Origin of the sequence: Ensifer sp. ENS02 (assembly GCF_014851885.1) — a bacterium.
In the GTDB taxonomy this organism is placed as follows: domain Bacteria; phylum Pseudomonadota; class Alphaproteobacteria; order Rhizobiales; family Rhizobiaceae; genus Ensifer; species Ensifer adhaerens.
On record NZ_JACVAO010000005.1, the window covers coordinates 242,290 to 262,617 of the forward strand.

Annotated in this window: 17 protein-coding genes; 11 read left to right on the plus strand and 6 right to left on the minus strand. The window is 61.1% G+C overall.

The genetic code is table 11. The features are described 5' to 3' along the window. Window positions 1-95: 95 nt before the first annotated feature. The 3 genes from IB262_RS12810 to IB262_RS12820 form a co-directional block, all read right to left on the minus strand. Window positions 96-884 (minus strand): glycoside hydrolase family 16 protein, encoded by a 789-nt coding sequence (locus IB262_RS12810; RefSeq protein WP_192357652.1) that lies wholly within the window; start codon window positions 882-884, stop codon window positions 96-98. Further along, window positions 881-1,996 carry an acyltransferase gene (locus tag IB262_RS12815; protein WP_192493634.1) on the minus strand — a complete coding sequence of 372 codons (1,116 nt, stop codon included), beginning with the start codon at window positions 1,994-1,996 and terminating at the stop codon, window positions 881-883. Before IB262_RS12815 ends, IB262_RS12810 begins: the two co-directional genes overlap by 4 nt. Before the next feature lie 408 nt (window positions 1,997-2,404). Next, a complete protein-coding gene (locus IB262_RS12820) occupies window positions 2,405-3,889 on the minus strand; it encodes a lipopolysaccharide biosynthesis protein (RefSeq protein WP_060529218.1) in 1,485 nt (494 codons plus the stop codon). Between the two features lie 121 nt (window positions 3,890-4,010). Here IB262_RS12820 and IB262_RS12825 point away from each other — a divergent pair, with 121 nt between their 5' ends. Then, window positions 4,011-4,976 carry a glycosyltransferase family 2 protein gene (locus IB262_RS12825; RefSeq protein ID WP_192493635.1) on the plus strand — a complete coding sequence of 322 codons (966 nt, stop codon included), beginning with the start codon at window positions 4,011-4,013 and terminating at the stop codon, window positions 4,974-4,976. A gap of 86 nt (window positions 4,977-5,062) precedes the next feature. After that, window positions 5,063-6,010, plus strand: coding sequence for a polysaccharide pyruvyl transferase family protein (locus IB262_RS12830; protein WP_113080002.1), 948 nt, complete (start codon window positions 5,063-5,065; stop codon window positions 6,008-6,010). An 88-nt stretch (window positions 6,011-6,098) separates the two neighbouring features. On the opposite strand, the gene IB262_RS12835 is transcribed toward IB262_RS12830, so the two are convergent. Continuing rightward, window positions 6,099-7,115 carry a glycosyltransferase family 2 protein gene (locus IB262_RS12835; RefSeq protein ID WP_060521084.1) on the minus strand — a complete coding sequence of 339 codons (1,017 nt, stop codon included), beginning with the start codon at window positions 7,113-7,115 and terminating at the stop codon, window positions 6,099-6,101. 232 nt (window positions 7,116-7,347) lie between these two features. Beyond that, window positions 7,348-7,626, minus strand: a complete 279-nt coding sequence (locus IB262_RS12840; RefSeq protein WP_060582949.1) for an exopolysaccharide production repressor protein — start codon at window positions 7,624-7,626, stop codon at window positions 7,348-7,350. A 751-nt stretch (window positions 7,627-8,377) separates the two neighbouring features. On the opposite strand from IB262_RS12840, the gene IB262_RS12845 reads away from it, so the two are divergent. From IB262_RS12845 to IB262_RS12860, 4 genes are all read left to right on the plus strand, one after another. After that, window positions 8,378-9,058 carry a sugar transferase gene (locus IB262_RS12845; RefSeq protein ID WP_034797965.1) on the plus strand — a complete coding sequence of 227 codons (681 nt, stop codon included), beginning with the start codon at window positions 8,378-8,380 and terminating at the stop codon, window positions 9,056-9,058. Between the two features lie 65 nt (window positions 9,059-9,123). Beyond that, the gene (locus IB262_RS12850; RefSeq protein ID WP_089044801.1) at window positions 9,124-10,395 is read left to right on the plus strand and encodes a polysaccharide biosynthesis/export family protein; all 1,272 of its coding nucleotides are present in this window, start codon (window positions 9,124-9,126) and stop codon (window positions 10,393-10,395) included. A 1-nt stretch (window position 10,396) separates the two neighbouring features. After that, complete coding sequence (locus IB262_RS12855; protein WP_192493636.1) at window positions 10,397-11,680, plus strand: O-antigen ligase; 1,284 nt, start codon at window positions 10,397-10,399, stop codon at window positions 11,678-11,680. After that, window positions 11,677-12,693 carry an acyltransferase gene (locus tag IB262_RS12860; RefSeq protein ID WP_113080004.1) on the plus strand — a complete coding sequence of 339 codons (1,017 nt, stop codon included), beginning with the start codon at window positions 11,677-11,679 and terminating at the stop codon, window positions 12,691-12,693. Before IB262_RS12855 ends, IB262_RS12860 begins: the two co-directional genes overlap by 4 nt. 55 nt (window positions 12,694-12,748) lie before the next feature. Here IB262_RS12860 and galE read toward each other — a convergent pair whose 3' ends face one another. After that, on the minus strand, window positions 12,749-13,735 hold the full coding sequence (gene galE, locus IB262_RS12865) for a UDP-glucose 4-epimerase GalE (RefSeq protein ID WP_089044804.1): 987 nt from the start codon (window positions 13,733-13,735) through the stop codon (window positions 12,749-12,751). A gap of 331 nt (window positions 13,736-14,066) precedes the next feature. Between galE and IB262_RS12870 the strand changes: the two genes are divergently transcribed. From IB262_RS12870 to IB262_RS12890, 5 genes are all read left to right on the plus strand, one after another. Next, complete coding sequence (locus IB262_RS12870; protein ID WP_060529211.1) at window positions 14,067-15,704, plus strand: TIGR04028 family ABC transporter substrate-binding protein; 1,638 nt, start codon at window positions 14,067-14,069, stop codon at window positions 15,702-15,704. A gap of 66 nt (window positions 15,705-15,770) precedes the next feature. After that, window positions 15,771-16,715 carry an ABC transporter permease gene (locus tag IB262_RS12875; protein ID WP_112977327.1) on the plus strand — a complete coding sequence of 315 codons (945 nt, stop codon included), beginning with the start codon at window positions 15,771-15,773 and terminating at the stop codon, window positions 16,713-16,715. After that, window positions 16,712-17,593 carry an ABC transporter permease gene (locus IB262_RS12880; protein ID WP_113080005.1) on the plus strand — a complete coding sequence of 294 codons (882 nt, stop codon included), beginning with the start codon at window positions 16,712-16,714 and terminating at the stop codon, window positions 17,591-17,593. The genes IB262_RS12875 and IB262_RS12880 overlap by 4 nt, the downstream gene beginning before the upstream one ends. Continuing rightward, window positions 17,590-19,230: an ABC transporter ATP-binding protein gene (locus tag IB262_RS12885; protein WP_089044807.1), complete on the plus strand. Its 1,641-nt coding sequence runs from the start codon at window positions 17,590-17,592 to the stop codon at window positions 19,228-19,230. Before IB262_RS12880 ends, IB262_RS12885 begins: the two co-directional genes overlap by 4 nt. Window positions 19,231-19,257: 27 nt before the next feature. Next, window positions 19,258-20,304 carry a putative FMN-dependent luciferase-like monooxygenase gene (locus tag IB262_RS12890; RefSeq protein WP_112983581.1) on the plus strand — a complete coding sequence of 349 codons (1,047 nt, stop codon included), beginning with the start codon at window positions 19,258-19,260 and terminating at the stop codon, window positions 20,302-20,304. Window positions 20,305-20,328 lie beyond the last annotated feature (24 nt).

Below are 20,328 nucleotides of genomic sequence, written 5' to 3' on the forward strand. Positions count from 1 at the left end.
ATCCAGTTTTCTGCCCGGCCGCGCCGGACATGGTTCAAATTTTGCGCCTTGCAGCGGCGAGAGCCACGCCCACGGGCGCGGCTCCCGATCGTCGGCTAGTTTGTTTTGCAGGCAATCGACTCGGGGAACTGGCACTCGTCTCCCGGCGCGGTGAAAGCGACCCGGTCGACCTGCATCATCGAGGGGCCTTTGTAGGAAAAGGCGCCCATCCAATCCGTCAGGGTATCGGTTCCCCAAAGGCTGAAGAAAATCTTTTGCGGATTGGGCGGGATCTTCGCTGGGTCGGTGACCTCGTGGACCAGTTCGCCATTTACGTAATAGCGAATACGCTCCTTCTCCCAGACGAAAGCGTAGTCGTTGAAGCCCTGGTTGGCGCCGCCCGGCACGTCGACCAGCTTCTCGTTGCCGCCCTTGGCGGAGACGTATTGGTTGATCTGGACCTTTGCCGGGTTCTTGCCGAGCACTTCGAAATCGATCTCGTCATGCGGCTTTTTGTCGGCCGGCCCGATATAGGTGAAGAAGGCCGAGTTGAGCCCCGAGCCGTCGGCCGTCTTGATCCGCGCCTCGTAGGTGCCATAGCTGAAGCGCTTGCGGGTCTGGATTTCGCCGCAGGCGTAATTGCGCTCGCCGAGTTTTCCTTCAGCAAACGTCAGTTCGGCGATGCCGTTGACGACCTTCGCCTGTTTCTTCGACCAGGTGCAGTTCTGATGCGCGCCATTGTTCCAGCCGTCCGAGACGTACCAGACGGCGGTGTCGAGTGTATCGAAGTTGTCGATGAAAGACGCACCCGTCGTGGTCTCTTCGGCCAGGGCCGGACCGGCAAGGCCGACGGCGACAAGGGTGAGCAGGGCGAGGCGGTGAGGTCGTTTCGATCTCATGGTCAGGTCCTTTGCTGGGGGGAGGGACCGGCGCGAACAGCAGCTGTCCGCGCACGCATGTCGCGGGCGGAGCCGGTCCGGCTGCCGGTGAGAATAGCGGTGAGGGCTGGCAGCCAGCGCGCGGAAAGAGCGTAGGCGCCGGCGAGGAAGGCGATCGTGATGAGCGGAACCGCGCAGTAAAACGCCGGGTAGTAGCCGATGTCCGAGCGGTTCCAGATCATCCAGAAGAGCACGAGTAGCGGAAAGTGCGTGCAGAAGATCCAGAAGCTGAGACCGCTGCCGCGCGAAAGCTGAGCGCCGATGTTGGTTCGGACGAGAAGTGCCGAAACCGCCCAGGAACCGACGATGCCGGAAATCGCAATCAGACTGCGCAGCATTTCGAGCCACACCGGAAAATTCGGGCCAAACTGATAGAGCAGGATGGACAGGAGCACGGCTGCACTCAGGAACGCGATGGTAATCGGCCAGGAAAAGCGATCGAAGCTGCGGACATCGATGCGATGCAGGCTCATGTAGATGCCGGCGCTAAACCCGAAGAGGATCGACTTCTTCAAAAAGATGCCGTTCGGAACGGGCAGCACCGCATAGGCGAAGAGGACGGCGAGCGTCTGTGCCGGATAGCGCTTGATCAGCCAGGCGAGCGCTGGCGAAAGAACGATACAAAGCAGGAGGTCGCGCAGAAAATAGAGCGGCAGATTGATCGGCAGATCCTCGAGCGCGAAGGCAAAGCTCAGCCACTCAATTGGGCTGGCTCCGATGACCTCCGGCAAATAGCCCGAACTGATGTCCTTGCTCTGCGCGACGAAAACCAGCGCGAGAAACGCCAGGTTCCACAAAAGGAATGGCAAAAGTACCGTCCGAGCCTTGGTCTTCAGCGTCCGGCCATAGTCGAAATTTTCGAGACCGCGACGGAACAGGAGATAACCGGAAATCGCGCTGAGGCAGGGGACGCCGACACGGAAGAGGCTGTCACCCAGGAAAATGCGCAACCAGTCGATGCCGCCATAGGTGCCGACATACGGACTGGTCGCCGGATCATAAGGCACATGCACAAAGACAATGCCTGAGATCAGCACGATGCGCATCAGATTGATCCGCGAGGAGATATTCGCGTTCACATCAACGATATCCGTCACCCCCATCTGGCAGCGCGTTTAGAAGCGGCCGTTTCAACAGAGCAGACCAGAGCCCGCACCCAGAAGATTAGGCTCGGGCACGGATCAAAATATGGCGCCGCAGCAAACGAATCGGCCTTGGTTTGCTGCGGTGCAGCATTAGAAATCGCGGCAATACTAGGAAAATAGGCCTATCCCCGCACTTGGACTGGGAAAAAACCATGACGTGGGCGTCAGTTGCGGAATATTAACGGCCGCTGATTTTCTGATGCTTCTGCTTGTTAAAGCGCATATGTAACGCCGAAAAGTTGTGCGCTTTTTCTTCTGTTTTTCAGTTGAGACAATGCCGCGGATCTCATTCCTCGCCGAAATGCGGCAAGGGTGGGGCAGTCTTTAGCGCTATTCCAGCCGTTATTCGGCGGCGGCTGGTACCGAGCTCGAAGCACCGCGGGAACGAACCATATCGGTGAGCTTTGCCAGCAGCGACCGTTCGGTAACGAGTACCAACACCAGATAGATCAGGGCACCGATCGCGGCGCCAACAAGAACCTGGAGCACCGCGCTTGGAAGAAGCGTGCCGTAGTGGTCCAGCAGCAGCCTTACGACGACAGCCATGATGAAAGCCGAGACCAGCGGCCTCACCGAAATCAGGAACCCGCGCAGGAAGGGCAGCTGGTCGGCGCGAAAGACAACCCAGGAATAGCCGACAAGCGTCGCTAGGTTGACGAGGCAGAGGGCGATCATCGCTTCGACGAGCGATCCGCCGATCGCGGCATAGGCGACGGCGGCAGTGGTGGCGATTGCCCGGATCACCGCCCACCAGAAGAGGGTCGTGCCCTGGCCGATACCCTTGAGATAGGGAATGTAGGTGCTGCAGGGTGTCAGCAGGCCCTTCGACAGGGCGAGCAGGCCGAGCACCGGCCAGGCTGAGGCCCATTGCTGTCCGAAGAGCACGAGCATCGCCGGCTCGGCAAGCGCCCAGAGGCCGAACATCATCGGCGCGAGCAGCACGGTGGTGACCTGCGTGCTGAGCATCAGCGCTTGCGAGCGCCGCTGGCGATCCTCGCCCATATGGCTGAAGGCGGGAAAGAGAACGCCCATGACTGCTGAAAGGACGATCTGGTTCGGAATGCTGGAAAAGCGGTTCGCCGCCGAATAGGCGCCGGCATCCGAAAGGCCGAGATAACGGCTGATGACGACCATCGGCGATTGGAAGGTGACGAAGTTGGCGATCTCGGAGCCCATCATGCCGAAGCTGAAGCGGCAGAGCGAAAGTACGCGCCGTGCCGAAAACACGAAACGCGGGACATAGCCGGAGACGGCGTAGAGACCGGCCAAACGGATGAATGCAGAAACGAAAAGCTGGGCGAGCAGCGACCACACCCCAAAGCCGAGAAGCGCCGCCCCGACAGCGATGAGCGCGCCGAGGATTTCGGAGAGCATGGTCCAGACCGCGTCCTTGCTGAAATTCATCCGCCGGGCAAGCAGTGAATAGGCAACATCGCCGGCAAGCTGCAACGGGATGAGCAGGCTCATGATCTGGAGCAGATGGCTTGCCTCCGGCGCACCCAGCAGGCTCGCCAGCGGTCCGGCAAAGACGAAAAGCCCAAGCGCCATCATCAGCGAAACCACCAGATTGGCCCAGAAAGCGGAGTGGATGAGTTCCATGTCCTCGTCGCGCTGGATGATCAGAGCGGAGGCAAGACCGGCGCCGCCGATCATCGCCAGAAACTGCACGACGGTGAGCGCGACGGCGACCGTTCCGAACTCCTCGGGCGTCAGGATACGGGCAAGAATCGGCACGGTGACAAACTTCAGCCCGAATGTGCCTGTCTTTGAAAGGACGCTCCAGCCGACGTTCCGAGTCACAGACTTGGCATTTACGTTTGAAGGCATGTGAGCATCCCGTGATGCCTTTGAAGGATTTCCGACAAAGGGCAAGCGCTAGATTTGAGGTCGCGACCCGGTGGGAGGAGACCACGAAATACTCTTTTAGAGAAACCGCAGGGGCGAAAAGATGGCGAAGCTGACTGTTATTATTCCCTACTACCAGAAGGAGCCGGGTATTCTTCGGCGCGCGCTCGCGTCCGTCTTTGCCCAAAGCTATCAAGACTTCCATGTCCTGGTGATAGACGATCAATCTCCCTACTCGATCGACGAGGAGTTGAGGCCGCTTGCCGATGGCGAGCGGGCGCGCGTGACGGTGATCCGGCAGGACAACAAGGGTCCAGGCGGCGCGCGCAACACCGGGCTCGACAACGTTCCGGCCGACGCCGCGTTCGCCGCGTTCCTCGATTCCGACGACATCTGGACCACCGATCATCTCCAGAATGCCGTCGACAGCATGAGCTGCTTTGGTGCCGACTGCTACTGGGCGTCGATAACAGGCGGCGAGGCGTTCTACTACCATTTCGGCATCGCCGATCTCGAGGCAAGCGATACGGTCGTGCGCTTGCAGGAAAGCCCGCTTGTCGTCGAAATTCCCGATCTTTCCAATGTCATGCTGCGGAACTGGAGCTTCCTGCACCTGTCTTGCATGGTGGTTGGTCGCCGGCTTTTCGAGACGGTGCGCTTTGATGCCGAGCTGCGTCTCGCGGCCGAGGACGTGCTGTTCTTCTGCGACTGCATTCTGGCGGCAAATCGTGTCGTGCTTTGTGATGCAGCCGGTGCCATGCGCGGGGAGGGCATCAACATCTTCCACTCGATCGACAACGATTCGCCGCAATTCCTGCAGCAGCAGTTCAACACCTTTGTTGCCCTTGAGACGCTTGAGCACCGGCTTTCGCGCAAGCCATCGGCCGTCGCGACGATCCAGTCCTACCAGCACACGGCCCGTCGTCAGGCGCTCTGGAGCCAGGCGCGCCGGCTGAAGCGGCGGAAGTCGCCGCAGTTTCGACTGCTGGCACGTTGGGTCCTGCGCGATCCCAAGCTGTTGCAAAGCGCATTCGAGCTTGCCGTCGGCAAGTTTTCCCGTTCACGCTGATCCGGACAGAAACTCCTTTTGGAGGAAGAACAAGCCCGCCAGGCGCGGCATCGAACCTATCTCGCATTTGAAAGAAGGGACCGCCCATGAAGCCCTATTACTGGGAATCTCAGCACGGCAATTTCGGCGACGACCTCAACCTCTGGCTTTGGGATTTCCTGCTGCCGGGTTTTCGCGATGTCCACGACGACATCCTCCTCGTCGGCGTCGGCACGGTGCTCAACCGCGCGCTTCTGCCTGATGGCGTCCGCAAGCTCGTTATCGGCAGCGGTTTCGGCTACGGCAGCTTGCCGGACATGCGGGATGCCGCCGAATGGGACCTTCGCTGCGTGCGCGGGCCGTTGACAGCCGAGAAGATCGGCCTTGCGCCGGAGCGCGGTATTGTCGATCCCGCGGTCATGGTCGCCGACATGCCGGAATTCCGGAACCTGCCTAAGCAATACAAGCGCAGTTTCATTCCCCATTGGGAAAGTGCGATCGCCGGTATGTGGCCCGTCACCTGCGGCACCGTCGGCCTGCACTACATCGACCCGCGCGGCGAGGCCAAGAGCGTGATCCGCGAGATCGCGCAATCGGAGTTCATTGTCGCCGAATCGATGCATGGGGCGATTCTTGCCGATGCATTCCGCGTTCCCTGGGTGGCGGTGACGACGTCGGACAGCATCAACAGCTTCAAGTGGAACGACTGGGCAAAAACCGTCGGCGTCGAATACCGTCCCCGCCATGTTCCGGTCTCCAGCCGCACCGAAGCCATGATCAAGGGCGCACGTTTCTGGGGCATGGGCTTCGAGGCGCAGACCGTGCCGGAGGCTGCGAACCTGCGATCCGCCGACGGCGAGGTGATCGTCGCGGCCAGAGAACCGCGTCAGACGTTCTTGCGCAGCGCGGCCAAGCAGGTGCTTGCGGCGCCGTCGACGCTTGCACTTTGGCAGGCCACTCGCGCAGAGCCGCAATTGAGCAGCGACAGCCGGCTCGCCGAACGCAAGGAACGCTTCCAGGATGCGTTGGCCGCCGTACGGCGCGCCTACTTCTAGGATGTGACAAACGGCGCTCCGGACGAGATGCCGGAGCGTATTCCGCTCGCGATGGTTCGACGTGGCGCCGACGCCGCAACGCGTGGTGCTAGCGCGCGTGCTCCGCGCCGATGGGCAGAAGGTAGCGCACTGCCGCGCCTCCGCCCGCCGGTGCCGCATCCTGGCGCGGCCTGAAGCGCTCCGTCTTGTCGGCGAAGATACCGGCGGTGACGGCCGGCGCGGCGCCCGGGCGCCGCATGAGGTAACCGATCGCAGCCATAGCACCGCGCTCTTTCTTGAGGTCGAGGAAGTGGCGGTGCTGGTAGCGGCCACGCACGTGACGCTCATGCCGTCGCACGGCAGCCGCTGCCTCACCGTCGAGGTCGTTTGCCGCGAGTATGACGCGGTCGGCCTCGTAGAGGCGCTTTAGATCCTCGGTCCGGTGGCTGCCGCTCAACGAATTGCCGCGCACGATCGCCGCATAGCCACAGCTTTGAATGACCTTGTAGCGTGCACCTTTGGCCAGTGCGCGAAGATAGAGGTCATAATCCTCCCCCAGACGAAGCGCCTCCTGATAGCGGATGCCATGCTTATCGAGGAAGCGGCGGCGCATCAGCGGCTTCAGGAAGCCGATCTCGCCACGTTTCACGCCCGGCTGCGAAATATTGCCCTCGACGAAATCAATGAGGCCGAGAAGGCGCGGCCGTGGCGGGAAGTCATCGACCCTTGGAGCCGCACCAGTCACTGCGGCCTCGCCCATGAAGGCGATATTGTCGGCGATGAAATCCCACTCCTCTACTGCGAGCAGCCTGCCGAGCCTGCCCGGTAGAAAGAAATCGTCGGCGTCGAGGATCGCCAGGACCGGGGCGCGGCTGATGGCAATCGCATGGTTGCGCGCTGCTGAAGGACCGCGATTGCTTTCAAAGCGTGCGATCGTCAGCCGTCCGCTGTGATCGTCGGCAGATCGCGCCGCGGCGACGGTCTGATCGGTGGAGCCGTCATCCACCACGATCACTTCGGCGGTTTCCTGTTCGGCCAGCGCCGACGCGACCGCGCGGGCGATGGTCGCCTCGGCATTCTTCGCAGCAATGATGACGCAGACATCTGTCCGGGCGACTGTGGTCATGAGGGCCTCCAGTATCGTGTCTCGCGGGCAGCGCGGCGCCTAGGGGCCAAGTGGACTGCACCAGTTCTCGATCGCTGCATGACGCAGCCGGGTCATTGGCAACCCGCTAGATCATGCAGCCCGGCATGGAATCTTGCCGTAACGGGCCGCACCATGCAGGGCGATCATGTCGCAACCGCGTCAAAGGCGATTTTTTTGAAGAATAGCGAGGCAGGCTTGTCCGGTCGTGCGGTCAACGATTGAAGTGACCGGGCCGGTCCAGGCGGTGGCTATTGCTGCCCGGCTTGTCGTCATTGGCCGATTGCAGCACTTCAGCCGCTTTTTTTCCGCGCTCACGCGCTTTCCTCCAGATTAGGAAAACGACCGCGAGGAAATAGCCGATCTGAATGAGGACCGCACAGATCGCCGTCTGGATCAGCGTGGATGTGAGAGAGCCATTGAGGAAATAGGTGACGACCGCAAAAACCGTCAGGGCGCCGATCATACTCACGAAGACGCGTGGTGCGTACATGGCACTAGCTCGCAATCGATTCTATCGCTGCAGACGTCATCGCAAAATCGGCCTTTCCTCTGCAAATGTTAATATATTGGCGGCGGACATCGGCTGCAACCGGCAATAGCCGCCGCTTTGGCACATAGAAACAGGCAAATCTTTATGTCGCGTTTCGAGCAGCGTCGATCGAATCAAAATCAGTTGATCAGCCTCGAGCGCCATTGTGACGCGAGCCTGCGCTCGGCAGCTGATTTTCCACCTCCCGTCGGGAGACGGTCTCCGCATCGCCCGATGGTTGCCGCCACACTCACGTGCTGATCAACTTTTATTACAAGTTTGAACGATGTTGCGAGTCTTTGTGTGCGCCGCGAAGACTTGGTGCGACGCAGCAAAATTTGGGAAATACGGACGACCGATAATTTTGGAGCTGGGGAAATCACGCTCCCGAAGCTCAAGGAAAACATCGGCCTGCGAAGATATCGCCACTTCTCCGGAAATGTAATTTGGCTCGCCAGAAACAATACAGGAATACGTGCGAGGTGATACTGTTTCTCGCAATAATATAACAGCGCCTGTCACGAGAAATATTTCATATTCGAAAGTGGTGATATACGCATTTTGGCCCCTGCTCGGATACTCGCCTTTATTTCGCCTTCAAAAAGCAAATCCTTACCGGACGTTCATTATTCACGATGAGCGCGCCCCAGTGTGGGCTGTAGGCCCCCCTGGGGAGACCGACAAATCGCCAAACGTAAATGGAGTCACCTCTATGAAGTCTGCGACCAGATCGGCCAATTCGCCGTTTTTCAGTGCCGCAGAGTTTGCGGCAATCCCACCCGTGGGTGGCGTTTCGAAGCGTGGCTTCGACGTGCTTGCCGCTTCCCTCGCCCTCGTTTTCTTAAGCCCGCTGTTCCTGATGCTCATGGCGCTGGTCAAGTTTTCCGACGGCGGCAGCATCTTCTACGGCCACCGCCGCATCGGCCACAACGGCAAGTCGTTCCGTTGCCTTAAGTTCCGCACCATGCGCCCTGATGGGGACCGGATCCTGCAGGACTACCTCAAGGCCAATCCGGCCGCCTACGAGGAATGGCGCGCGACGCGCAAACTGCAGGACGACCCGCGTGTCACGGTCGTCGGCAGTGTCCTGCGCAAACTCAGCCTTGATGAACTGCCGCAGCTCGTCAACATCGTGCGCGGTGAAATGAGCATGGTTGGCCCGCGCCCGGTGGTGGAGGACGAACTGGAGCTCTACGACAGCGCCGCCGTCTACTACCTGCAATCCCGACCCGGTCTTACCGGCCTTTGGCAAATCAGCGGGCGCAACGACGTATCCTACGCAACCCGCATCGCGTTCGATACCCAGTACGTCCAGAACTGGTCGCTGCTGAAGGACTTCTCCATCGTTGTCAGAACCATTCCCGCCGTTTGCCTTTCGCGCGGCAGCTACTGACGAAACAGCGCCTGGAAAGCCCGCGCGACCGGTCGCGGGAAGGCGCCTTCAATCGGGAAGCCCAAATGAGAGAACATCATCTGTCGGGAAAGTCGCGCATGCCGCGCACGCTACCCCGTTTCCTGCGCCGGGCGGTTCTCATCGCCGCGGCGCTCACTTGTGCTTTTCCGGCTTGGGCCGATGAGTATCAGCTCGGCACTATGGATAGGCTGAGAATTCGCGTGGCCGAATGGCAGACCGCGGAGGGGGCTGTCCGCGACTGGTCGGTCGTCAGCGGCGAGTACACCGTTGGTCCTTCGGGTGCTCTATCCTTGCCCTTCATCGGCGACCTGCCGGCGGCGGGCAAGACGACGACCGAAGTTGGTGAAGCGATCGGCGAGAAGATGCAGACGCTCTTCGGTCTGCGCGATCGGCCGTCCGCCTCCGTCGAACTCGCGCAGTACCGCCCGGTTTATCTCGCGGGCGAGGTCCAGAAGCCCGGCGAATATCCTTTTGCCCCCAATCTGACGGTGCTGAAGGCCGTAAGCCTTGGCGGCGGATTGCGCCGTTCGGAAAGCGGCCAGCGCTTTGCGCGCGACTACATAAATGCGCATGGCGATTCGAGCGTCCAGACGTCCGAGCGCAACCGGCTGCTGATCCGTCGCGCCCGCCTTCAGGCTGAGATCGCCGAAAAGGATGGCATCGAACTGCCGAAGGACCTTCAGGGTGTTCCCGGTATCGACAAGCTTCTCGCAAACGAGACCGCATTGATGGCCTCGCGTGACAGGAAGCAGAAGCTGCAACTGGAGTCGCTCGCCGATCTGAAGTCCTTGCTCGAAAGCGAAATCCAGTCGCTGGCAAAGAAGACGGAAACCCAGAACCGCCAGCTCGAGCTCGTCGTTGAAGACCGCGAGAAGGTCGAAAGCCTCGCCGAAAAGGGCCTGGCGCTCAGCCAGCGCAAGCTGTCCCTGGAGCAGCGCGTGGCCGAACTGCAGGCCGCCCTTCTCGACATCGATACTGCTTCGCTGAAGGCGAAACAGGATGTCAGCAAGGCGGGCCAGGACGAAACCAATCTTCGCAACGATTGGGACGCTCAGCTGGCGCAGGACCTGCAGAACACCGAGGCCGAACTCGACACGCTTTCGATCAAGCTCGGCACCAGCCGCGACTTGATGGCCGAAGCGTTGCTGCAATCGGCCGAAGCCGCGCAGTCGAAAGACAATACGGAGGAGGCGACGATCGCCTATTCGATCATACGCGAGCGTGACGGAAAGCCGACAGAGATCTCCGCCGACGAAAATACGCCTGTATTGCCGGGTGACGTGATCAAGGTCGAAGCCAACCTGGCAACGCAGTAGGATGAAAATTTCGAAGGCGAGCCTGATTTCTCCCGATCGCAATGGTGTCTATGGCACCGTTGCGATCGCGCTGTCGCTCTTCGTCTTCGCCTATTCCGCGCGCTTCGGACAGGCGTCGATCCTGCTCTACTATGGCCTGTGGCTGCCACTGGTGCTGGTCGACTACCGTCGTGTGCTCGGCAACTACGGAATCCGCCTCTGGATCCTAGGATTTGCGATCTTCGCCTGCCTGTCGGTCTTCTGGTCGGCGGCGCCCGGAATGACGGCGCGAACGGGGATACAGTATCTCTCCCACGTGATCTGCGCCCTGATTGCCATGCGGGTTGTCGACATCAGGACCCTGGTGCGCGGCGCGATTGCCGGAACCGGCGTCGTTCTCGTCTACTCACTCGTCTTCGGCGTCTACCACCTCGATCCTCTCGACGGCACTTACAGCTTCGTCGGCGCTTTCGCCTCGAAGAACCAGCTGGGCTTCTACGCCTCGCTCGGCATCTATTTCGCCTTTGTCGCGCCGATCGCGCTTGGCGAACGCGGCCTGTGGTTCGCGGCAGCCAGCCTGGTCGCGTTGCTGTCGGCCTATTCACTTTTTGCCTCGCAATCGGCGACGTCGGTGTTGACCACAGTGGTCATCATCGGGCTGTGGCTGGGCATGCGGTTGGTCGGACTATTGTCGCCGGCACACCGCAAGGGGCTCTTCCTCGCCGCCGCCGTCTGTGGCGTCATGGTCGCCATTGCGGCCATCTATGGTGGGGGCGTCGATCTTGTCCTCGGGCTTTTCGGCAAGGATTCCACCCTAACCGGACGGACCTATCTGTGGCAGCAGGGCATCGAGGCGGCCATGTCGTCACCGCTGGTCGGTGTCGGCTATCAGGCCTATTGGGTCCAGGGCTTCTCGGAGCCCGAACGCCTGTGGGAAGAGTTCTATATTGCCACGCGCTCCGGCTTCCACTTCCACAACACCTTTATCGAAGCGATGGTGGAGACCGGCGCGATCGGGCTCGTGCTTCTGTCCGGCATCCTTCTGATAACCGTGCTCGGGCATACCAAGCGGTTGTTGACGCAGGATCATGACACGCAATCTTCCGTTCTCTTCGGCATAGCGCTGCTTCTGCTGGTGCGGTCCTTCGTCGAAATCGACATCATGAACCCCTATCACATCGGCTCGTTCCTGCTCTATTTCGCCGCCGGAAAGCTGACTTTACCGGAAGCGCGCACGCACCAGAGCGTCGAAGATCGTCCGGCGCCGGCCGTATCGGAGATCCCGCTACGACTGAGGTATCAATGATCAGCGCCCCGACGACAACGATCTATGGCATTCAGTATCTGCGGGCCGTCGCAGCGCTCGGGGTCGTCGTCTTTCATGCCGCCGAGCGCACCGGGCACCACTTCGCAATTGGTGCTGCGGGCGTCGATGTCTTCTTTGTCATCAGCGGCTTCATCATGTGGGTGATCAGCGAACGGCGGCCGGTGTCACCGCTCGCCTTCCTCCGTGATCGCATTCAGAGGATCGCGCCGATCTACTGGCTCGCAACCGCGGTCATGGTCATCGGCGGCCTTGTTGGCCTGTTTCCCAATCTGGTCTTGAGCAACGCGCATGTGCTTTCCTCACTGCTGTTCATTCCCATGCGATCGCCAAGCAGCGACGAAATCTGGCCAGTGCTAGTGCAGGGTTGGACGCTGAACTACGAGATGTTCTTCTATGCGATCTTCGCCTTGACACTGCTGTTGCCGCGGTCGAGACGGTTGCCGGCGATCGCTGGCTGTTTCTCGGCGGTGGTTGCCATCGGCTTTGCCGTCGACAGCGACAACGCGCTCTTCGTCACCTATACGCGGCCGATTATTCTTGAATTTGTGGCAGGCATGGTCGTCGCCGAGTTGTGGCTGAGAGGCAGGGTGCCCGGCGCAATGTCCGGCCTTATGCTTGTCGCCGGCGCGTTTTCAGGATTTGCGGCGGTCGCCGTGCTTCGCCTGCCTTTCGACGAATTCATCCTCGGGCCTTTGGCCGTCATGCTCGTCTTGGGAACGCTGGCGCTCGAAGCGCAGGGCTGGTTCCGCCCCAGCAGGCTGCCGATGATGCTTGGCGACGCATCCTACTCGATCTACCTCTGGCACACCTTTGCGATTTCGGTCGTGGTCAAGGCTTGTGGAATGATGGGTATAGGGCTGCTCACATCGGCGCTGCTGGCGGTCATTGCGGGGACTGCGCTTGGCGTTTTCGGCTATCTTCTGATCGAGAAGCCGCTGGCCACACGGCTGCGCTCGGGTTTTTTCTCAAGGCCGGTGCAGCACACGGCCTGACAAATCGGAGCCGTCTGGCGCGGCGATCACCGCCGCGCCAGACGTGGTCTGTATCTCAGACACCCTGATTACGACGGGAATGCCAGTTCCAGGCCGTGCGCGTGATGTCGGTGAGACCGTATTTCGGAACCCAGCCGAGAATGTCGCGCGCCTTGTCGTTGTTGGCGACCAGGGTGGTCGAATCCCCTTCGCGGCGGTCGACGAGATCGACCTGGAATTCGCGTCCCGAAACCTCGGAAATCGCCGTCAACAGTTCCTTGACGGTCGTGCCGGTGCCTGTGCCGAGGTTGAGCTCGACGCTGTCGCCGCCCGAAAGCAGGTATTCGACCGCGCGCACATGGGCGTCGGCAAGATCAAGCACGTGGATGTAGTCGCGCACGCAGGTGCCGTCGCGGGTGTCGTAGTCCGTGCCGAAGATCTTGAAACTCTGGCGTCGGCCGAGGGCCGCGTCGATGGCGAGCGGGATGGCATGCGTCTCCGGCTCGTGCCACTCGCCGATGCGGCCTTCCGGATCGGCGCCAGCGGCGTTGAAGTAGCGCAGGATCACCGAGCGCAGGCCCTTGTACTGCCCGTAGTCCTTCAGTGCCTGTTCGCACACCCATTTGGTCCGGCCGTAAGGGTTGATCGGCGCCTGGCGGTGCTGTTCGTCGATCGGCACGCTCTCCGGCAGGCCATAGGTGGCGCAGGTCGAAGAGAAGACGAAAGCTTCGACGCCCGCGGCAAGGGCAGCCGAAAGCAAGGTCAGCGTGCCGATGACATTGTTGTCGTAGAAGGAAACCGGGTCTTTCACCGATTCACCCACCTCGATCATCGCGGCAAAATGCAGGATGGCGCGTGGCTTGTGACGGGCAAGGACTTCGTCGAGCCGCTTTCGGTCGCGGATATCACCCTTTTCCAGCACGCCCCATTTGACGAATTCTTCGTGGCCGTTCGAAAGGTTGTCGTAAACGACAGGCTCGAAACCCTTGTTGGCGAGTTCGAGGCACGTATGCGAGCCGATGTAGCCGGCACCGCCGACGACGAGGACTTTATTGCTTTCCATGATGCTTACGATCCTTGGGAGGTTCAGAGAAATTGCCAAGATTTTTCAACGGATGACGACAATGGTGTCAATGCCGCGCGCAATCAAGCACGTGTCCATGTCGCGTATGTGGCGGTGGTTACCAGCGGGCTTCTTTCCACACTTCCGTCGATCCCGGCCCTTCAAAATTGGTGGGAAAAATGCGGGAAGGGACAATTATCTCCCCGGCGACGGCGCGCTAGATGCTTCTTTCGGTTCGGGTAAAACATATAGCATATTAATTTACTAGATTTAATTGATTACGCCGGCCGCAGTCGTACCATAGCCTCCAGATTTCTGAAGGAAGGCTCTCATGACGACGAAACTGAAACGCTTGGCACTGACGCTCGCCACACTTGCGACCACTGGCCTGGCTCTGAGCGACGCGCAGGCGCAAGCGGCAGATCCGGTCAAGGGCGGTACGCTGATCTATCTTGAGCAGCAGGCCCATACGAACCTCTACCCGCCGGCCGGCGGCTTTTATCCGAACGGTGGCATCCTCAACCAGATCACCGACAAGCTGACCTATCAGAACCCGAAGACGCTGGAGATCGAGCCCTGGATCGCCGAGTCCTGGACGGTCAACGCGAATGCGACCGAATATACGTTCAAGATCCGTCCCGGCGTGACGTTCTCCGATGGTTCGCCGCTCGACGCGGCTGCCGTTGCCAAGAACTACGACGTCTTCGGCCTCGGCAACAAAGCCCTGAAGCAGCCGGTCTCCGAGGTCATCAACAACTACGAGCGCAGCGAAGTCGTCGATCCGCTGACGGTCAAATTCTACTTCAAGAAGCCGTCGCCGGGGTTCCTTCAGGGAACGTCCGTGATCGGTTCGGGCCTGGTCGCGGCAAGCACGCTGGCACTGCCCTTCGAAGAACTCGGCGACGCCACGAAAATCATCGGCTCCGGCCCATTCGTCGTCGAGAGCGAGACGATCGGCAAGGAACTGAACCTGAAGGCGCGCGACGAATACAATTGGGGCCCGGCCAAACTCGAACACCAGGGCCGCGCCTATCTCGACGGCATCAAGTACATCATCACCGGTGAAGACAGCGTGCGCATTGGTGCACTGCTCGCAGGGCAGGCGGATTTCATCCGCCAGGTCCAGGCCTATGACGAGGGCCAAGTCGAGGCGCAGGACTATCAGATCTACGCGCCTTCCACCCGCGGGGTGAACAACAGTGTCGTCTTCCGCCCGGACAACCCGTTGGTGTCCGACATCAGGGTGCGTCAGGCGCTGCTGCATGCAACCGACACCAAGGAAATCGTCACCACGTTGTTTTCTGCCAATTATCCGCAGGCAACCTCGATCATCGCGTCGTCGGCCCTCGGCTACAAGGATATCTCGGCCAAGCTCGCTTTTGATCCGGCGAAGGCCAAGGCCCTGCTCGATGAAGCGGGCTGGTCGGTCGCCGCCAACGGTCTGCGCCAGAAGGACGGCAAGGAACTGGTGCTGACAGCTTATGAATCGCTGCCGCAGCCGCAGAACAAGGAAACGCTGCAACTGGTCGCGCAGCAGTGGGGAAAGGTGGGCGTCAAGCTGAGCGTTCTTGCCGGCGATAGCGGCAGCAAGACGGTGGATGATCTCGATCCGCTGAAGACGCCGGTGTCGCCTGCCATGGTCGGCCGTGCCGATCCCGATGTGATCAAGAGCCAGTACTATCCGAAGAACCGCGATGTGCTGCGCCAGAAGGGCGGGCTTAGCGACAAGGTCCAGAGCTTCGTCGATACCAAGCTGAATGGTCTGCTCGATGCGCTCGCGTCCGAGCCGGATCGCCAGAAGCGCCTCGCGATTGCCGGCGAGGTTCAGGATTACGTCGTCGATCAAGCCTATGCGATCCCGATCTTCGAGGAGCCGCAGGCCTATGCAGGTGCGCCCTACGTCCAGGGTGTGGCATTCGAGGCCGTCGGGCGTCCAAGCTTCTACAGCACCTGGCTTGCTGAACATTGATCGGTTCGACGGCCACCGCAACGCCGGTGGCCGTCGTCTCTGAAATCCGCCTGCGAGGAACGGATCATGTCCGCCTATTTGTTCAATCGTGTTGCTCAGGCTCTGTTTGTGCTTTGGGCCGCATTCACGATCTCTTTCGTGCTGCTGCAGGCAATGCCCGGCGATGCGATCCTCATTAAGTTCCAGAACCCCGATCTCGGCCTGACCGCCGAACAGGTCGCCGAAATCCGCGCCTCTTATGCGGTCGATAGCTCCATGCCGGTGCAATACGCGCGGACTATCGGCAAGTTCCTGGCCGGCAACTTCGGCTACTCGGTTCAAGCCGGTGTTCCGGTTTCAAGTCTGCTTGCTGCGCATCTGCCGGCAACGCTGAAGCTCGCGGGGCTCGGCTTCCTGCTAGCTGCGATCCTGGCGACCGTCATCGCTTTCGTCTCCAGTCTCGCGCCGTTTGCGTGGCTGCGTGGCGCGCTGCAGTCGGTTCCGTCGCTCTTCATTTCTATCCCGACCTTCTGGCTCGGCATCATGCTCATCCAGATCTTCTCCTTCCGCCTGAAACTCGTGCCCGTCATCAACCCTGGTCCCTGGCAGGAATTGATCCTGCCGGTCGCAACACTTGCCGTGCCGATTTCCGCGCCACTGGCGCAGGTGCTCGTTCGCAACATCGACGAGGTGATGACACGCCCCTTCGTCGCCGTGGCGCGGGCAAAGGGCGCCACTCGCCTTTGGGTTCTCTGGCGGCACGTCGCGAAGAACGCGCTGCTTCCGACGCTGACGATTGCCGGCGTGTTGTTCGGCGAACTGATTGCCGGGGCGGTGGTGACCGAGACCGTCTTCGGGCTGAACGGCATTGGCGGGCTGACCGAACGCGCCGTGGGCAGCCAGGACGCAGCCGTGCTTCAGGCGATCGTCGTTCTGTCTGCGCTGGCCTTCGTGATCATCAATCTCGCTGTGGACCTGCTCTATCCGGTGCTCGACCCACGCCTCAGGACCAAAACAGGAGCCGTTGCATGACGACCTTCGATACGCTTCACGATGACGCCGTTGCGGCGCCAAGGGCAAGGAGCGAGCGGCGTTCTGGCGCGGCATCGCGGCTGCGCCGTGTACCCGTAGGACTGGCCCTTTCCTGGCTTATCCTCGGTTCTGTTTTCCTCTGGGCGGTCGCCCCCTCGTTCTTCACAGGCTACAACCCGCTTGAGGGCGTCGGCGGCGCGCAGTTGCAGCGGCCGAGCGCTGATCATCTGCTCGGAACCGATGCGCTCGGGCGCGATCTCTATGCGCGCATCGTCTACGGGGCAGTTCATTCCCTGACAGGTGCTTTTGTCGCCGTTGGGCTGGGACTTGCGGTTGGCACCGGTCTCGGCGTCGTCGCTGGTTCGGTGCGGCGTCGCTTCGACGATGCGATCATGCGCGTTGTCGACGTGCTCCTGTCGATCCCTCCGCTGCTGCTTTCGCTCAGCATCATTATCCTGCTCGGCTTTGGAACTGTGAACGCGGCAATCGCTGTTGGGGTCACCTCGGTCGCAGGCTTTGCCCGGCTGGCGCGGGCGGAAGTCGTGCGCGTGCGTCGCAGCGATTATGTCGAGGCGGCCTTCGGCAGTGGCGGGACCTTTGCCTCGGTTCTGTGGCGCCATATTCTGCCGAATTCCTTAAACTCGGTCGTCGCCTTTGCCGCGCTGCAATTCGGATCGGCCGTACTGCAGATTTCGACGCTCGGATTTCTCGGCTACGGCGCGCCGCCGCCGACCCCGGAATGGGGGCTGCTGATCGCCGAGGGGCGCAATTACATTTCGACCGCCTGGTGGCTGACCACCGCGCCCGGCATCGTGGTTGTCCTCGTCGTGCTGGCTGCCAATCGCGTCAGCCAATCTTTCGGGAGGGCCGCAGCATGACCGTCATACCTGGATCTTTTCCCCCCGTTCTCGAGGTCGAGGATCTTTGCATTGCCTACGCTGACAGCAGCGGCGAACGCCGCGCCGTTCATGACGTTTCGTTTCGCATCAATCCAGGTGAGGTTGTGGCCCTTGTCGGTGAATCCGGTTCCGGCAAGACGACGACCGCACAGTCGATCATCGGTCTGCTCGCTGCGAATGGCCGAGTGGAACGCGGAACCATCAAGCTGAATGGAACCGACATTGCCCGCTGGACGGATCGGCAACTGGATACGGTGCGCGGCGCGAGGATCAGCCTCGTGCCTCAGGATCCGGGAAGTTCGCTCAACCCGGTCAAGACGATCGGCTCGCAACTTGGCGAGATGTTCCGGATCCACGGCGCGCTGAGATCCGACGAGATCGAGGCCCGGGTGCTCTCTCTTCTGGCCCGCGTCGGCTTGAGCGAGCCGGCACTTCGGGCGCGGCAGTATCCGCATGAACTGTCGGGCGGCATGCGCCAAAGGGTCTTGATCGCTATGGCGATTGCGCTGAAGCCGCAGCTGATCATCGCAGACGAGCCGACGAGCGCGCTCGACGTCACAGTCCAGAAGCGCATTCTTGATCTCATCGACGAGTTGCGAACGGAGTATGGTACGTCCGTGCTTCTGGTGACCCACAATCTCGGTGTTGCCGCCGACCGGGCCGATCGGATCGTCGTCCTACAGGGCGGCCGGATTCAGGAGCAGGGCGCAACGGGCGCTGTTCTGGCCGCACCACGCAGTCCCTACACGAAACAACTGCTTTCGGACGCGCCATCCTTTACCGCCCCCCCGAGGTTGGCAACGGTTCGACCACCCGTTGCGGAGGCTCCGGACGATATCGTCGTCGTCGAGGGCCTTGTCCGCGAATTCGTTCGCAAGGACGGCGGGTCCCCGCTACGCGCCGTCGACGAACTGAGCTTTCGCGTCCGGCGCGGAACGACCCATGCGATCGTCGGGGAATCCGGTTCTGGGAAGACGACGACGATCCGCAACATCGTCGGCTTTGACAGGCCGACGGCCGGGCGGATTGAGATCGACGGCACCAATGTCTCGGGCCTGAGCGGAGAAGGGCTTCGGCAGTTCCGCCGCAAGGTCCAGCTCGTTTACCAGAATCCCTACGGCTCGCTGGACCCGCGTCAAAGCGTGCTGAAGATCGTGACCGAGCCGCTGACGAATTACCCGGGACTTCTACGTTCTGATCGTGAGGAGAAGGCAAGGGCGATCCTTGGCCGCGTCGGTTTGCCTGAGGACGCATTTGCACGGCGGCCCCATGCGCTTTCCGGCGGCCAGCGCCAGCGTGTTGCCATCGCCCGGGCGCTCGTGCTCGATCCGCAACTGGTTGTGCTCGACGAAGCGGTTTCCGCACTCGACGTCAGCGTGCAGGCCCGCATTCTCGACCTCTTGGACGAACTGCAGGGCGACCTCGGGCTCACCTACCTCTTCGTTTCCCACGACCTCGCCGTGGTGCGTCAGATCTCGGACACCGTTTCGGTTCTGAAGGATGGGCGTCTGGTCGACGGCGGAACCGTTTCCGACGTCTTCGAAAACCCTCGCAGCGATTACACCCGTGAGCTGATCAATGCCATTCCCGGACGCAACCGCCGGGCTGCGGCCTGAAGCAGCGGACTACAGACAGGACCGACCATGATTGAGACGACGCCACGCAAACGCCTTGGCTTTTTTACCCGGCTGCTCGACGACGTTCAGGCGGGCACCCGCTACTACTACGCAAAGGAGCAGATCGTCACCGCCGAGCGTTTCGGCTTTGACACGGCCTGGGTCGCGCAGCACCATTTCCACGCGGACGAAGGCGGCCTTCCGGCGCCTCTGGTTTTCCTTGCTCATGTCGCCGCGGAGACGACGCGCATCCGCCTCGGGACCGGTGTCATTACGCTGCCGCTCGAAAATCCGATCCGGGTGGCCGAGGACGCCGCCGTTTTCGATCTGCTCTCCGGCGGGCGACTGGAGGTCGGGTTCGGGACCGGCGGCACGCCGTCCTCCTTCACGGCCTTTGGCTTGGAAAGCGCCGATCGCGGCGCGATCTTCGGCAGGCATCTCCAAACGGTTCTCGACGCTTGGGCAGGTCGTGGCCTTCCAGGCGGAGATCGCCTCTACCCGTCAGCGCCGCAACTGCTCGGCCGTATCTGGCAGGCAACCTTTTCGGTGGCGGGTGGCGAGCGGGCGGGGCGGGCCGGCGACGGCCTGATGTTGTCACGCACCCAACCGCGGCCAGAAGACAATCCGCACGCTTCGCTGGCGGAGTTGCAAAACCCGATCATCGACGCCTATCTGCATGCGCTTCCTTCCGGCCGCGCGCCGCGTATCCTCGGTTCTCGCAGCCTGTTCGTTGCCGACAGCCGCGCCGAAGCGTTGCGGCTTGCCGAGGTTGGGTTGAGACGGGGTGCGGAACGACTGATCGCTAGCGGTCATACAGTTCCCGGCAATTCACTTGCCGATCTGATTGCGGCCTTCGACGTGCATGTCGGCTCCGTTGACGACGTCATCGCCAGTCTCAGCGCAGATGAGACGCTGGAGCGTGTCACCGATCTGGTGTTCCAGGTTCATTCCGTTGATCCGCCGCACCCATTGATTCTGCGCTCCATCGAGCTCATCGCCAGCAAGGTCGCTCCGGCGCTCGGCTGGTCGCCACAGGAGAAATTCCATGCCCGGCGTTTCGGCGCCGTCGGTTGAAACGGACAGCTGGTTCCATTTTTC